The following is a 14,533-nucleotide window of genomic DNA, read 5'->3' on the forward strand; positions in this document are numbered from 1 at the left end:
AGGAGATGTATAGTAAAATATAAATTTTATATGCTTCTCCCGTAGATGCTGCCCCTTTCATTTAGTTAACCCTATAAAGCAGTTTATGCTCATTTTTTGCTCTGAAATTACCCTCTCGCCGGAGAGTTGGCTTTAATTTTGTTAGGGCCCAGAGCCGTTCTCAACCTTCTACGTTGCTATGAAATCTTTACTGCGTTTGTTTCTTATGATTGGACTTATCGTTGCTGGTAAGTTTACTAAACAGGGAGAGCAGTCCTCTGTTCAGGCCGCTGCTACCAAAACGATTTGGCAAATACCAGTTCGTAGTGCTTCATTTTTCCATAACCAGCCGCCACTTAAGCGGCAGGTAACACAGGGCGGCGGCAGCCACTTTTGGCAATCCACTGCCCCCACCACCGTTAGTACCACATTAGAGTAGCACCGCAGTAGGCGACTTTTCTAGAAGTCGCCTTTTTTATGCTCCTGCCTCTATAAATGGCGAGGGCTAGCCAACCGGCAGTGCTGGTTGGTTAGCCCTCGTTTTTTCATTGGCCGTAGCCAGGGTTTGTCGGGTGTAGGCGCCTAGCTGATGCGGCTCCAGTTCACAGCAGTGGCAGGCAGGCTTTCAATGTGGCGCCGAATAGGTAGGTTTTCGGGCTTAGCGAGGCTAGGATCCTCTTGCAGCAGTTGTTGCGCCGCGGCGCGGCTTTCCGTCAGGATGCGCCCGTCCTTGGCTAGGTCGGCAATCAGCAGATCAAGTACGCCACTTTGCTGGGTGCCCATTAGGTCGCCGGGACCCCGCAGTTTCAGGTCGATGTCGGCAATTTCAAACCCGTTGTTGGTGCGCACCATTGTCTCGATGCGGGTGCGCGAGTCTTTGCTGAGCTTATAACCACTCATCAGGATGCAATAACTCTGGTCGGCGCCCCGGCCCACGCGGCCGCGCAGCTGGTGCAGCTGCGAAAGGCCAAACCGCTCGGTGCTCTCAATCACCATTACGGAGGCGTTGGGTACGTTCACGCCCACCTCAATTACGGTGGTAGCCACCATAATCTGGGTTTCGTTTTTCACGAAACGTTGCATTTCGGCGTCTTTCTCGCCGGCCGTCATGCGGCCATGCACAATGCTGATCTGGAACTCGGGAAAGGCGCGGGCAATGCTCTCGTAGCCATCCATGAGGTCTTTGTAATCGGCCATGGCTTCGCTTTCCTCAATGAGCGGATACACGATGTACACCTGGCGGCCCAGCTTAATTTGGTCGCGCAGGAATTGGAACACCTTTAAGCGGTTAGAATCAAAGCGGTGCACCGTGACGATGGGTTTGCGGCCGGCCGGTAGCTCATCAATTACCGACACATCCAGGTCGCCGTACAGCGTCATGGCCAGCGTGCGCGGAATAGGCGTAGCGGTCATCACGAGCACGTGCGGAATGATGTGTGGGTTTTTCTGCCAGAGCTTGGAGCGCTGCGCTACGCCAAACCGGTGCTGCTCATCCATAATGGTGAGGCCCAGGTTCCGGAACTGTACCACATCCTCAAGCAGGGCGTGCGTGCCTACTAGCATATGCATCTCGCCTGATCGAAGCTGCTCGTGCAGCACGCGGCGCTCAGCGGTGCGGGTGCTGCCCGTGAGTTTGCCAATTTTCAGACCTAGCAAATCGGCAAACTGCTTGAGACCCACGTAGTGCTGGTCAGCGAGGATTTCAGTGGGCGCCATCAGGCAGCTTTGCGCGCCGTTATCGGCGGCCATGAGCATGCTGATGAAGGCCACAATGGTTTTGCCCGAGCCCACGTCGCCCTGCAGCAGGCGGTTCATTTGCTTGCCAGCGCAGAAATCCTTGTAGATATCGTGAATAACCCGTTTCTGGGCGCCAGTCAGATCGAAAGGCATCACGTTCTTATAGAAATGCACTAGGGTCGGCACTTCCTTAAAGATCTGGCCTGCCAGCTCCACCTTGCGCTGGTCGCGCTGGCGTAGCAGCTTCAGCTGCACATAAAATAGCTCTTCGAACTTAAGCCGAAAGCGAGCCGCCTGCAGCAAATCGGTGCTTTGCGGAAAGTGAATCTGCTGATAGGCAGTAGCCTTGTCCATGAGTCCGTACTGCCGGATTAGGTCCTGCGACAGGTTTTCATGCACATGGGGCAGCGCAATCTTGAGCAGATCAGAAACCATCCGGGCAATAGCTTTGCTATCGACGCGATGGTAGTTCTTGAGCTTCTCAGTGGTGTTGTACACCGGCTGCAAGTAGCTCTGGCCAGTCTTCTGCTCCGTTACTTCCTCCAGCTCGGGGTGGGCCATCTGGGGGCGCCCGTTGAACATCGTAGGTTTCCCGAATACGATGTACTCCTGGTGGTTGCGGATGATTTTCTCTAGGTAGTTAACGCCCTTAAACCACACTACTTCCAGCTCGCCGCTGGCATCGGCTACCTTGGCCACCATGCGCTTCTTAGGGCCCTCGCCTACTACCTCTCGGTTGCGCAAAATGCCCTTAATCTGCACATAGGGTAGGTCATCGTGCAGGTCGCAGATGTTGTAAAACTGCGTACGATCGAGGTAGCGAAATGGGTAGCGCTGAATTAAGTCGCCATACGTGAACAGTTCCAGCTCTTTCTGCAACAGCTGGGCCCGCTGCAAGCCTACTCCGCGCAGGTATTCAAGTTTGGTCTGAAAGAAAGTACTCATAGATCAATGAAGCATGAAGAATGAGGAATGAGCAATGAACTGTACCGTCCGGCCATTCTTCATTGCTCATTCTTCATCACTCATTGATATTTCAGGGTATTCAGCATCTGCACAATGTCCTGCTTTACATACTCAATCACGGGGGCCAACGAGTCGTTGGCCGTGGCAGTACGGAAATACAGGGCGCCGCGGAAGAAATGCTTGGTGCTATCGGTGGTATAAAACTGGAACTGGCTGGGTACTTCACCCTGCAACTCAAACACCGAGATGCGCATGCCGTTGGGCGTTTTCAGCATCGTTTCGTCGATAGCCGTGGCTTTGATTTCGTGTTTGCTCGTGAGCTTGCGGGCGTCTTCCAGCATCTTGTTGTAGAGCTGTGGCTTGCCGGCCAGGCTGGCGTAGGTGATTTGCACATTGGCCTTCAGCGTGGGGTAGTACACGTTGATCCAGTGCGGCTGCGCCAGGTACGAAGAGTCGCGCAGCACCTTGGCGTAGCGCGAGTACTCAAACCGGTACGGATGCCCGGGCGCCAGCTGCTGGTAGGCATGCGGCGGCAAATCAATACGATTATACCCCTTCGGCTTGGGCGTGAAATCAGGGCTAGAGGTGCACCCCGCGGCCAGGGTCAGCAGGCTTAACATCGCGCCTCCGGCGCGCAGCAGTTGAGAAATGGCCATGCGAAGCAAAACAAATGAAGTATCAAAGGTAACTAAGAAACCAGCGTCCGCGCGTGCCTCTTTTCAGCGCTTTCCGGGCACAATTGCACCTTTAGCTGGGAAAGTAAACACAAAAAAGCCCCGGCAAAACCGGGGCTTTAAGGTAGTGAGAGCCGGCTGCCGTTAAAACGGCAGTTGGTCTAGCTCTGGTTCCTGCCGAAAGGTAGTAGGCGCTTCTGTAGCCGCAGCAGGTTGGCTGCCGCTGCCTTCCGCCGACTGAGGCCGACCGCCAAGCATCGATATTTCATCGGCTATGATTTCCGTGATATAGCGCGTTTGGTTGTCCTTGTCTTGATACTGACGGGTCCGGATTTTTCCTTCGACGTAAACCTGCTGCCCTTTGCGCAGATACTTTTCGGCCAGCTCGGCCAGCCCGCGCCAAGCGGCAATGTTATGCCACTCGGTGCGCTCTACGCGGTTGCCCTGCTTGTCTTTGTAGTACTCGTTGGTAGCCAGGGTGAAGTGAGCCACGCTGCTACCCCCTTCCAGATGACGAACCTCCGGGTCTTTGCCGAGGTTGCCCACTAGAATAACTTTATTTACGCCAGCCATATGCTTGATGGTTAGTGGAATGCAATTGAAAAAAAGGAGAGGTTTACTAGCTTAAATATAGCTATAAACCTCTTACATTCCAAATTTGTTGGCAATTAAAACCCTATTTTACTAATATAGTTAGTTATCAAAACAGGCTTTGGTAAGCTTTCGATTTCGGCTGTTTTGTACGGGGCCAATCCGCCCGCTGTTATCAACGCTTCCGCCGACAACGGCTCGGCCAGTTCCACCGGATGAAACTTGGCTTCTACCTTCTGATGGCTCAGGATATGGCGCAGGCTATGCACAGGCTCTGCTACCTGGCTTGCGGCAAACTGACCACCTAGTAAGTGCACGGCATCAACCACGGCCAGCGCAGGCAACTCCGCCGAATCGGATTCGTGCAGGACAAAGTCGTACAAGCCTTCCCAGATGTCTTTAGGCCCACGCTTGCGCATATAAAGTGTATCGGCGTGGCGCAGTACCAAGTAGTGGAAGTAGCGGGTGCGTGCCGCCTTGGCCTTGCTTTTCACAGGCAGCTCCTGCACCATGCCATGCTGGAAGGCGTAGCATTGGCTCTGAAGCGGGCAAAACAGGCAGTCGGGCTTTAGCGGTGTGCACTGAATGGCCCCAAACTCCATAATGGCTTGGTTAAACTCGGCGGGCTGGTCGGCCGGAATAAGGGTGTCGGCTAGCTGCTGAAATACCTTGCGGCTAGCCGGCGCGGCAATATCCTGGGTTAACCCGAAGACTCGGGCTAGTACCCGGAACACGTTGCCATCTAGCACGGCCACCTGCTCATCATAGGCAAACGAGGCTATGGCGGCCGCAGTGTATTGACCCACGCCGCGTAGCTTTAACAGCTCAGCATAAGAGCCCGGAAACAGGCCGCCATACTCCTCTACCACCTGCTGGGCGGTGTGGTGCATGTTGCGGGCTCGCGAGTAGTAGCCTAGGCCCTGCCAGTGCCGGAGCACCTCATCCTGCGGGGCAGCAGCCAGGTCTTGTACCGTGGGGTAGCTGGAAATAAAATCGAGGTAGTAGGGGAGCCCCTGTTTCACTCGAGTTTGTTGCAGAATCACCTCCGACAGCCAGATGGCGTATGGGTTGCGAGTGTGGCGCCAAGGCAAGTCGCGGCGGTGCCGCGGATACCAACTGAGCAGAGTATTAGCAAACCACGATGCTGAGGAAGTAGTTGAGACGAAAGTCAAGGCTTTGAGAAAGAATAAGTTGGATGCAACCGGGGAACGCAATCGGAATGCAGGAAAACCATTTGTAAAACCAAAAAAGGGGACTACCTTTGTGCCCCTCAAAACGTAGGCAAACTCTTACCGAGCAAGTGCTTACGTTTTGAGGACGGCATAATTTGCCAACCTAATTTTTTTCACTCCCTAGTACACTTACCAGCGTGACTAAAGCAGAAGTAATCGCCGAAATTGCCGACAAGACCGGCATTGAAAAGGCAGACGTTTCGGCAACCGTAGAAGCATTCTTCAAAGTAGTGAAGGATTCGATGGCCGACGGCAACAACATCTATGTGCGCGGCTTTGGCTCGTTCGTTAACAAAAAGCGCGCGAAGAAAGTAGCCCGTAACATTTCGAAAAACACGTCGATCATCATCGACGAGCACTTCATCCCGAGCTTCAAGCCGTCTAAGACCTTCATTGGCAAGATCAAGAACAGCAAGAAGATCAAAGAACTGGCTGCTTAACCACCTGTTGTCGTAATATTGCTGGCGAGCCGCTGGGAATTCCTGTTAGGGAAGCCCGGCGGCCTGCTTTTTTCCTTTTCTGATGGTCAACAACACTTCTAAGCATCAACTTCTGATTCTGGCTATAGCCGTTGCGCTTATTGCTGGGTTGTTTGTGCTGCCGAAAGTACTTGTGCAAACCAAAAAGGACAAGGGAGACCTCACGCAGGCAGCCCGTACTGCTACCCGCGACAATGGTGCTGCGGCTCCTTCTACGGCCGGCAGCGGCCTAGATGAGCATGGGCACCCGGCGGGTAGCCACGAGCCCACTGCCGAGCAGCCACACATGACCGTGCCGGCTGCCCAGCGCACCGAGATTAACGCCTTGCTGGCGAAGTTCAACGCTTCCGGAGTCGATTTACAGGGCAAGCTTCGGCTGGCTCAGGAGTTGGCAGCGAAGTACAAAGCAGTAGAGAAGTTCGACAGCGCCGGGTATTATTTTGAGCAGGTTGCTCTGGTACGCCCTGGTGAACAAGCATGGAAGCGTGCGGCTGACGAATATTTTGAAGCCTACAGCTTCGCTACGACTGAGGAGCGCCAGAAATTGCTAGGGGCCAAGTGCCAGGAACTGTACGCGAAGGTGTTGAAAAACAACCCCGACAACCTGGATGCTAAAACCAATCTAGGCATGGCGTACATGGCCGGCACCAATCCGGTGCAGGGGATTACGCTGCTGCGCGAAGTTTTAGCAGCTGATCCTCGCAACGAGAAAGCCCTGTATAACCTTGGTTTACTGGCTATTCAGAGCAATCAATACGACAAGGCCGTAGAGCGTTTCCGGGAATTGGCGAAGGTCAACGCCGAAAACGTCAACGGACAGTTTTATCTTGGCGTCTCTTTAGCCCAAACCGGGGCCAAAGAAGAAGCCCGGAAGGCCTTCCTGAAGGCCAAGAGCATCAGCCCCGACCCGTCATTGGCGGCCTCCGTGGATGAGCAACTCCAAAAGCTGAACTAAGTACTTTTTTACAACCCTTAACCACTTCAACTCATGCCCTGCGGTAAAAAGAGAAAGCGTCATAAGATTGCCACTCACAAGCGGAAGAAGCGTCTGCGCAAGAACCGTCACAAGAAGAAGTAAGCCCCTTCGGGGTTTGCTGGCGGGGCTTTTCTATGCTGAAAAGCCATCCGCTTATCTCTCACTTAGGTTCTCTGAGAGTGGCCAGAAGTTTGCTTTCCCCGTGGCTTGAAAGGGAAGCTAGCGCATTCGCGCTGGCTTCCCTTTGCGGGTTTCGGGGGGTAGTAGACCTAGTAACTGGCTTCTTTTCCAGAGATTCTATTCTAACCGCTTAATCCATTGAGTAACGAATTAATCATTAATTCTACTCAGGACGGAGAACGGATTGCCCTGCTACAGGACAAGCGCCTCATCGAATATCATTTCGACCGTAACGATACGGCCTATTCGGTGGGTGATATTTTCCTGGGCACGGTCAAGAAAGTTATGCCCGGTCTGAACGCCGCGTTCATTGACATCGGGTATCAAAAAGACGCCTTTCTGCACTACGGCGACCTAGGGGAAAATTTTCCTTCCCTGGTCAAGTGGGGCAAAGGCGTACAATCGCAGAAAATCACCGTTGGGCCCCTGAAAACCTTCCAGTTTGACGGAACGCTCGACAAAGTCGGTAAGATCGACAACACGCTCAAGAAGGGCCAGCAGCTGCTGGTTCAGATTGTAAAGGAGCCCATTTCTACCAAGGGCCCGCGCCTGTCCACGGATATTTCTATGGCGGGCCGTTACCTGGTGTTGGTGCCCTTTTCCAATACCATCAGCGTATCCAAAAAAATTGTCAGCAAAACGGAGCGGGAGCGGCTAAAGCGCCTGATTGCCTCCATTAAGCCCGATAATTTTGGCGTGATCATCCGCACTGTGGCCGAAGGCCGCGAGGTGGCTGAACTCGACAAGGATATGCAAAGCATGGTGGAGAAATGGAACACCTTGTTCCAGAACCTGCGCACCGGCAAACCCAACGATAAGGTGTTGGGCGAGCTAGGCCGCACGTCCTCCATGCTGCGCGACATGCTCAACGAGTCGTTCGATGCCATTACCGTGGACTCGGCGCCGATGTATGAGGAAATGCGCAGCTACCTGCAGCAGATTGCGCCCGATAAGTTGGGTTTGCTGAAGCTGCACTCCGGCAAGGCCAAAGTCTTTGAGCACCTGGGAATTGAAAAGCAGCTGAAAACGCTGTTTGGCAAAACCGTAACGGTGCCCGGAGGTGGTTACCTTGTTATTGAGCATACGGAGGCCCTGCACGTCATCGACGTGAACTCCGGCAACAAGAGCAACCAGGAAGGCGACCAAGAGGCCACGGCCCTGCACGTGAACCTTGCCGCCGCCCGAGAGGTGGCCCGCCAGCTTCGGCTGCGCGATATGGGCGGTATTATCGTTGTCGACTTCATTGATATGAAGTCGGGCGAGAGCCGCAAAAAGGTAGAAGATGCCGTGCACAGCATTATGAAGCTGGACAAAGCCCGGTATACCATTCTGCCGATTACCAAGTTTGGTTTGCTTCAGATTACCCGGCAGCGTGTGCGGCCGGCCGAAGCCATTGTTACCGGCGAGGTGTGCCCTACCTGCGGCGGAACCGGCAAGATTTCAGCTTCCATCCTCGTGACGGACGAAATCGACAACAGCATTGACGACCTGCTGGTGGCCCAAAACCAGTCGGGTATTACGCTTTCGGTGCATCCTTTCCTGCATGCTTACTATACCAAAGGCCTGGTAAGCCGGCAGATGAAGTGGTACCTGAAGTATTATAAGTGGGTAAAGGTGATGAAGGACACCAGTCTGGGCCTCACTGAATACCGCATCGAGGACGAATACGGCGAGGAAATCGAGCTGCATTCGGCCGCGGCGGCCATGAGCCGGTTGCAGGACCGGGAATTGGAAATAACTGACTGACGGATTTTTTCTGCGAGAAAACTCCTCCTGATAGAAGAAAAGCCCACTTTGCTGATAGCAGGGTGGGCTTTTTGGTATCTGCTAGGCCTGGTAGCGGCCGGAACCGGTTTGCTGTTCACAGATGCCTAGCGAATATTGACCGGGAAAAAAGCTGCATTCATCCAGAATCAAGGTCCATTCGTCCGCCTAGGTTGTAGTTTCGGAGAAGCGCGTGCTTTCCGTTCATGACTTCACCTTCTTTTGCTTTGTCCGACCAGTATTCAGAAATAGAGCAGGCCAACCTGCGTATTCAGGAACTGGAGGCGGCCTTGCAACAAGCAACCTACAAGGCAGAACTTACCGCGCGCCGCCTGGGCCAGCTCATGAACCACTTGCAGGAAGGCATCATGCTGACCGATGAAGCAGGATGTATCGTGCTGATCAACGACCCGTTCTGCAACCTTTGGGAGCTGCCGTTGCCGGCTACCCGCTGGATAGGGCAGCCTTGGCGCAACCTAGCTGCCGAAATGATTCCTCTGGCCGCCGACCCGGTTAATTACGAGCAGAATATAAAGCAGGTACGCCAACTAGGCCTGCCAGCTTATAAAGAGATTATTGAGCTGAAAAGCGGCCGCGTGCTGGAACGGGACTTTATGCCCGTGAAAGGGGTAGACTCAACCACTACCAATTTCTTGGTGTGCATGCGGGACACCACCGACTACCACCGGGCTACAGAGCAACTGCGCTCCGTGGCTAGTATTTCGGGGCAGAACCCGAATCCAATGTTCCGGCTGGACGAGAGCGGCCAAATCCTGTACACGAACACGGCAACCAATGTGCTGTTTCAGTCCCTGGAGGAGGAAGATCAAAGCCGTTTGCTTGTTAAAACCCAGCGGCTGGCCGCTACGGCCCTGGAGCACAACCAGGCCTGGCAAGTAGATATTTCGATAGGGGCGGGCTTTCATACGGCCTTTGTGGCGCCTTTCCGCGAAGAGGGGTACGCCAACATTTACCTGGTGAATGTAACCAAGCGCATTCTGGCCGAGCAGGAACTCAACAGGGCCAAAGATGAAGCGGAGGCGGCTGTGCGGGCCCGGGAAAACTTCCTGGCCAACATGAGCCACGAAATCCGGACGCCGATGAACGGAGTGCTGGGCATGGCCGCTCAACTCACCAAAACGCCGCTTAATACGCATCAGCAGGGCTTGGTGCGCATTATCCGCAGCTCGGGCCAGCACTTGCTCAACATCATCAATGATGTGCTGGATATGGCCAAGATTACCTCGGGCAAGCTGGAGCTGGAGCAGGCCGCTTTCAACCTCTGCGATTCGATGAGCGAAGCGCTGCAGCCGCTGGTGCTGCAGGCCATTGAGAAAGGCATAACAGTGTCAGGCACCGCGCTGCGGGAGTCATGTCCGTTGCCGTGGGTTATTACCGATCCGTATCGCATCAATCAGGTGTTAATCAATCTAGTAGCCAATGCGATAAAGTTCACGGAGCCCGGCGGCCACATCACGGTCATCAGCCGGCAGGTAGCATCTACTGAGCAAACGCTCACGATTGAGTTTAGCGTTTCCGACACCGGTATTGGTATCCCGACAGAGCAGCAAGACCGTATTTTTGAAGGGTTTACACAGGCATACGCTGATACCACGCGCCGCTTCGGCGGGACGGGCCTGGGCCTGAGTATTTCCAAAGCTATTGTAGAGCAGTTAGGCGGCCAGCTAGAGGTAGAAAGCACCCTTGGCAGTGGCAGTACGTTCCGGTTTGTGCTCACCCTGCCGCGCACTGCGGCACTGGCTCCGGCTGCTGCCGCGGCACCTTCTTTCGATACCGGAAAGCTGCGCGGCCGGCGGGCACTGCTCGTGGAGGACAACGAAATCAACCGCGACGTGGCCCGGATGCTGCTGGATGAATGGGGGGTGCTGGTTGATGAAGCAGAAGACGGCGCTAAAGGTGTAGAGCTGCTCCGGCAGCGCCCCTATGATGTGGTGCTGATGGATATTCAGATGCCGGGCATGAGCGGGCTGGAGGCAACGGCCATTATCCGGCGCATGCCCGACGCGACCCGGGCCAATGTGCCTATTCTGGCGCTTACCGCCAATGCGTTCCGGGCCGATAGTACGCGCTACCTCGAAGCCGGTATGGATGCGTATCTGACCAAGCCCTTTGAAGAAGAGGAGCTATACAACCGCATTACTGAGCTACTGCAGAAGCCCGCCGTTGCGGACGCCGCCCCTAGCAGCAGCTACGACCTCACGAAGCTGCAAGCGCTGGCCCACGGTCGGCACGCCTTCGTTGAGAAAATCATTCGCTCCTTCCTGACGCACATTCCAGAAAGCCTAAGCCAGCTAGAAGAAGCGGCTGCGGCTCACGATTGGGTACGCGTAAACGCTGTGATTCACCATATCAAGCCCGGCGTAGAGTCACTGGGGGTTCGGGGCGTAGCGGATGCGCTGCAGCAGTTGCAGCAGGATTCAGCGGGCCTGGAGGCGGATACGCACATCAGGCAGGCTGCAGTGACCGAGATTGTGCGCTGCATTCAGCAAGCCCTGACCGAGCTGCCCCGGGAGCTTACCTAATACTAGGCTCCGCCGTGGCTACAAGCCGGGCAAGCTGCGGTAGAACGCCTCCTGATACGATTTCCCGACGGGCACCTCGTAGCTGCCCAGCACCAGCATGTTTTCCTCAATGCTGTCAATACGCTGCGTGTTCACGATGTAGCTGCGGTGCACCCGCACGAAATGCGCAAACGGCAGGCGCTCGACGAGGGCTTTGAGCGTGAGGTACACAATGTGCTTCTGCGTTTTAGTAACCAGAATGGAATAGGTAGAAAGCGCCTCGATGAACAGCACCTCGTCGAAGTTGAGGCGGAGCATGCGCGAGCCAACCTTCACGAATAGCTCCGGGCTAAGGGGCTCCGGTTCCGACACCGTTACATTCTCTGACGAACGTCGTTCCAGAACCCGATGAACAGCTTGGGTGAATCGGGGAAATTCAACTGGCTTTACTAGGTAGTCATCAACGCGCAACTGGAAGGCATCCACGGCGAAGTCGCGGTGCGTGGTTACCATAATCACGGCCGGTTGCGGGTCGGGCAGCAGGCGCGCCAGCTCCAGCCCCGAAAGATGAGGCATCTCAATATCAAGAAGCAGCACGTCGGCCTTCCCACCCTGCCTGAAATACTGTAGCGCTTCTAGGCTGCCCGGCAAGGAGGCTACTAGCTCTAGCTCAGGTGTAAGCTCCACCATGTGTTCTAGGGTGAGCCGGTTGATTTCGTTGTCATCGACAATGACGCAGGCAATAGGTGCGGGCATACGAGCAAGGGGAGGTGTGGAGGCAATGCTGCTTTCTTCCTGCCTGAAACAGGACCTGGAGGCTGGAATCGGGTATAAACCTAGCTACCACAGGAAACAAGCTCAACATTTATTAGATGAACAGGGGCCGGCTGTAGATAAACTCTACGGAAACAAAGGTGAGGACCTACGAAGTATGCTTCATAGTAGATTGAATGACTGAGAAAGAATTTCTAGGCCTCTGCTCAGGATACGGCGGTGTTCAGATAATAAACCAGTGACAAGCCCAACGGTACACTAGGTTTGATTCGTCTTCAAAGCCAATCTGGTTTAACCCACTGTCACACACCTGCGCTCATGAAAAAGTTGATGTTTCTGCTCCTCGTTTCGTTTCTGACTGTTACCAGCGCGCTGGCCCATCCGTACCAGCGAAATGCGCATCGTCGGCCGGCCAAAGCGGTAAGCATTCCGGCTCAGTACGTGCAGCCACTCAACGACCGCGCCCTGCAGCTGACGTGCTTTTTCACCGATGTGCTGCGCCTTACGCGCAAACAGGCCAGCGAAGTTCGGCGCGTTACGCTACTGGAGTTGGTGCAGCAAAACAACCTAGTAGCGGCCGGCCCCATGCCCGTAGCAAAGCAATACGAGCTGGCCATGATGCGCATCCTGACGCCCGGCCAGTACAGCGCTTTCCATTGGCTGGAGGAGCGGCAGCCGGTAGCCAACCTGCTGATCAGTGATGTAAGAGAGCTGGTAAAACACTAGGCTTCAAAGCCAGCCAAACCGCCGTTTCTGCCCCACGGATATCATATACAAGCAAAACCGCCCGTGTGCTAAGTGCATACGGGCGGTTTTGCGTCTTACTAGGGCTAGTAATTTAGAACTTGATACCCAGATCAAGCGCGAACTCACTGTTTTTCAGTTCTACATCTTTGAAGCCACGCTCATCCTCGAAATAGTTATCAATGTTGAGCAGGCCGCGGTGGTAGCTCAGACCGGCCAGCACTTTGGTGCTTTGGCCTAGCTGGTACTCCACGCCAAAGCCCGCGCGCAGACCCACATCCGGAATAATAACGTGCTTAAGGGCTTTGGTTTCTTCGGACGTGGCGGGGTCGATGTAGCGCTTGTCGCCATTTATCCGGCCCGTGATGGCGCCGTTAAGCGAGCCACCCAGCTGGAAATACAGTTTGGTATCGGTGGCAACGTCGTTGGTGAACAGCTTCACCGTAACCGGAATCTGGAGGTACTGCAGTCCGATTTTCATATTCCTGCGCTGACCCAGGTCCGTGTCGAAGTAGCTGACGGTGCCGCCCTTGCCGGCTAGCTCCAGGCCAGTGCTGAAGGCATAGTTCTGTCCGAAAAAGTAGTCGACCACCAGGCCGCCGCTAATGCCAAGCTTCGCCTTCTCGTTCTGGAAACCATAATCAGAAGGAGAGTCGGCGCGCAGGTGCGTGATAGACGGAGATACTTTCAGGCCGATTTCAACCTGGGCCGAGGCCGCGCCGATGGTGGCACCGCTGATCAAAAGGGCAAGCAGAGCTTTTTTCATGGCAATTGCGGAATTACGGTGAATAGAAACACGAAGCTACGGCGGTGCGCCGTTTCGTTTTGGCTAATTTCGCCTCAAAGATAAAAGCGTGATGCACATTACTGCCCGTATGCGTACCCTGGTAGCGGCCTTATTGGTTGTTGGAGCCGGGCTGACTGCCTGTAACAAGGGCCAACAGACCTGTGAAATAGATCCGGCCATAGCAAAAGTAGAAGCGCCCGTAACGGTGGAGCGGCTCGAAAAGCCTTTCTTCCAGATAAAGACCGCCGCCGATGCCGAGCGCTTTATGCGGGAACACGGCTTGTTTGCCCGGCAGTTTCTGCAAAGCGGGCAGTACCCGCCCAGCGTGCTGGGAGCAACACTGGCGCGCCTGGCCACCAACGCGGGCCTGCAGAAGCTGGGCGCCCAGGCCGACACCACCTTTCGGACCGAGCAGCTACAGCAGCAGCTGAAACCCATGTTTCAGCACATTCGCTACTACTTCCCTGAGTTTAAAGTGCCGCCGGTGAAAACGTTTGTGAGTGGCCTGAGCCAGGATTTGTTTGTGAACGACAGCCTGTTGGTTATCAGCACCGACTTTTTTGTGGGCCCCAAAGCCGCCTACCGGCCCAACGTGCCCGGCTACATTCTGCGGCGCTACACCAAGGACCACGCCGTGCCCACGGCCGCGCTAGCCATCAGCAGCAAGTACAACCAAAAGCAGCTCACCAACCAAACCATGCTGGGCGAGATGATTCAGTTCGGCAAGTCGTTGTACTTTGCCGAAAAGGTGCTGCCCTGCACCCCCGACTCGTTGCTGATCGGCTACACGGATAAGGAAATGGCTGGCGTCGTGTTTAATGAAGGCAAAATTTGGGCGCATTTTCTGGAGAAGAACCTGCTGTACAACACGGCCCCGTTTACCATTCAGAAATACATTGGTGAGCGGCCGAATATTCCGGAAATCGATAAAACCTGCCCCGGCAGGGTAGGGGCGTGGGTAGGCTGGCAGATTGTGCGCAAGTACATGGCCGATCATCCGAATGTCACGCTCAAGCAGCTCATGGCCGAGAAAAACCTGCAGCGCATCCTCAACGACTCGCACTACCGCCCCAAGAAAAACCGCGGCCGCCTCGGCGACTAGCCCCGTTTTACTAGGCCTGCGCCAAG

Annotated in this window: 13 protein-coding genes; 7 read left to right on the forward strand and 6 right to left on the reverse strand. The window is 54.8% G+C overall.

The window, feature by feature from the left end:
- Positions 1–178 precede the first annotated feature (178 nt).
- Complete coding sequence (locus ACYVHC_RS17615; RefSeq protein ID WP_460615105.1) at positions 179–418, forward strand: hypothetical protein; 240 nt, start codon at positions 179–181, stop codon at positions 416–418.
- 143 nt (positions 419–561) lie between these two features.
- Here ACYVHC_RS17615 and recG read toward each other — a convergent pair whose 3' ends face one another.
- The 4 genes from recG to mutY form a co-directional block, all read right to left on the reverse strand.
- Positions 562–2,661 (reverse strand): ATP-dependent DNA helicase RecG, encoded by a 2,100-nt coding sequence (gene recG, locus ACYVHC_RS17620; protein WP_460615106.1) that lies wholly within the window; start codon positions 2,659–2,661, stop codon positions 562–564.
- 80 nt (positions 2,662–2,741) lie between these two features.
- On the reverse strand, positions 2,742–3,338 hold the full coding sequence (gldD, locus tag ACYVHC_RS17625; RefSeq protein ID WP_460615107.1) for a gliding motility lipoprotein GldD: 597 nt from the start codon (positions 3,336–3,338) through the stop codon (positions 2,742–2,744).
- Positions 3,339–3,500: 162 nt separating this feature from the next.
- Positions 3,501–3,929 (reverse strand): single-stranded DNA-binding protein, encoded by a 429-nt coding sequence (locus ACYVHC_RS17630; RefSeq protein ID WP_460615108.1) that lies wholly within the window; start codon positions 3,927–3,929, stop codon positions 3,501–3,503.
- Between the two features lie 95 nt (positions 3,930–4,024).
- A complete protein-coding gene (mutY, locus tag ACYVHC_RS17635) occupies positions 4,025–5,119 on the reverse strand; it encodes an A/G-specific adenine glycosylase (protein ID WP_460615109.1) in 1,095 nt (364 codons plus the stop codon).
- 197 nt (positions 5,120–5,316) lie between these two features.
- Here mutY and ACYVHC_RS17640 point away from each other — a divergent pair, with 197 nt between their 5' ends.
- The 4 genes from ACYVHC_RS17640 (at position 5,317) to ACYVHC_RS17655 (ending at position 11,121) form a co-directional block, all read left to right on the forward strand.
- Positions 5,317–5,619, forward strand: coding sequence for an HU family DNA-binding protein (locus ACYVHC_RS17640; protein WP_044000827.1), 303 nt, complete (start codon positions 5,317–5,319; stop codon positions 5,617–5,619).
- Positions 5,620–5,701: 82 nt separating this feature from the next.
- Positions 5,702–6,613: a tetratricopeptide repeat protein gene (locus tag ACYVHC_RS17645; RefSeq protein WP_460615110.1), complete on the forward strand. Its 912-nt coding sequence runs from the start codon at positions 5,702–5,704 to the stop codon at positions 6,611–6,613.
- Between the two features lie 339 nt (positions 6,614–6,952).
- Positions 6,953–8,560 (forward strand): Rne/Rng family ribonuclease, encoded by a 1,608-nt coding sequence (locus tag ACYVHC_RS17650; protein WP_460615111.1) that lies wholly within the window; start codon positions 6,953–6,955, stop codon positions 8,558–8,560.
- A 224-nt stretch (positions 8,561–8,784) separates the two neighbouring features.
- Positions 8,785–11,121, forward strand: coding sequence for a hybrid sensor histidine kinase/response regulator (locus tag ACYVHC_RS17655; protein WP_460615112.1), 2,337 nt, complete (start codon positions 8,785–8,787; stop codon positions 11,119–11,121).
- Positions 11,122–11,139: 18 nt separating this feature from the next.
- On the opposite strand, the gene ACYVHC_RS17660 is transcribed toward ACYVHC_RS17655, so the two are convergent.
- Positions 11,140–11,856, reverse strand: a complete 717-nt coding sequence (locus tag ACYVHC_RS17660; RefSeq protein ID WP_460615113.1) for a LytR/AlgR family response regulator transcription factor — start codon at positions 11,854–11,856, stop codon at positions 11,140–11,142.
- Between the two features lie 336 nt (positions 11,857–12,192).
- On the opposite strand from ACYVHC_RS17660, the gene ACYVHC_RS17665 reads away from it, so the two are divergent.
- A complete protein-coding gene (locus ACYVHC_RS17665) occupies positions 12,193–12,600 on the forward strand; it encodes a hypothetical protein (protein ID WP_460615114.1) in 408 nt (135 codons plus the stop codon).
- A gap of 112 nt (positions 12,601–12,712) precedes the next feature.
- Here ACYVHC_RS17665 and ACYVHC_RS17670 read toward each other — a convergent pair whose 3' ends face one another.
- Positions 12,713–13,384, reverse strand: a complete 672-nt coding sequence (locus ACYVHC_RS17670; RefSeq protein WP_460615115.1) for a porin family protein — start codon at positions 13,382–13,384, stop codon at positions 12,713–12,715.
- Positions 13,385–13,493: 109 nt separating this feature from the next.
- Here ACYVHC_RS17670 and gldB point away from each other — a divergent pair, with 109 nt between their 5' ends.
- A complete protein-coding gene (gldB, locus tag ACYVHC_RS17675; protein WP_460615116.1) occupies positions 13,494–14,507 on the forward strand; it encodes a gliding motility lipoprotein GldB in 1,014 nt (337 codons plus the stop codon).
- Positions 14,508–14,533: the final 26 nt, after the last annotated feature.

This window comes from Hymenobacter seoulensis (genome assembly GCF_054780535.1).

Coding starts and splice junctions, on each gene's coding strand:
- gldD (WP_460615107.1), bottom strand. CDS start 3,338: ATGGCCATTTCTCAACTGCTGCGCGCCGGAGGCGCGATGTTAAGCCTG.
- recG (WP_460615106.1), bottom strand. CDS start 2,661: ATGAGTACTTTCTTTCAGACCAAACTTGAATACCTGCGCGGAGTAGGC.
- gldB (WP_460615116.1), top strand. CDS start 13,494: ATGCGTACCCTGGTAGCGGCCTTATTGGTTGTTGGAGCCGGGCTGACT.
- ACYVHC_RS17655 (WP_460615112.1), top strand. CDS start 8,785: ATGACTTCACCTTCTTTTGCTTTGTCCGACCAGTATTCAGAAATAGAG.
- ACYVHC_RS17660 (WP_460615113.1), bottom strand. CDS start 11,856: ATGCCCGCACCTATTGCCTGCGTCATTGTCGATGACAACGAAATCAAC.
- ACYVHC_RS17665 (WP_460615114.1), top strand. CDS start 12,193: ATGAAAAAGTTGATGTTTCTGCTCCTCGTTTCGTTTCTGACTGTTACC.
- ACYVHC_RS17630 (WP_460615108.1), bottom strand. CDS start 3,929: ATGGCTGGCGTAAATAAAGTTATTCTAGTGGGCAACCTCGGCAAAGAC.
- ACYVHC_RS17615 (WP_460615105.1), top strand. CDS start 179: ATGAAATCTTTACTGCGTTTGTTTCTTATGATTGGACTTATCGTTGCT.
- ACYVHC_RS17670 (WP_460615115.1), bottom strand. CDS start 13,384: ATGAAAAAAGCTCTGCTTGCCCTTTTGATCAGCGGTGCCACCATCGGC.
- ACYVHC_RS17645 (WP_460615110.1), top strand. CDS start 5,702: ATGGTCAACAACACTTCTAAGCATCAACTTCTGATTCTGGCTATAGCC.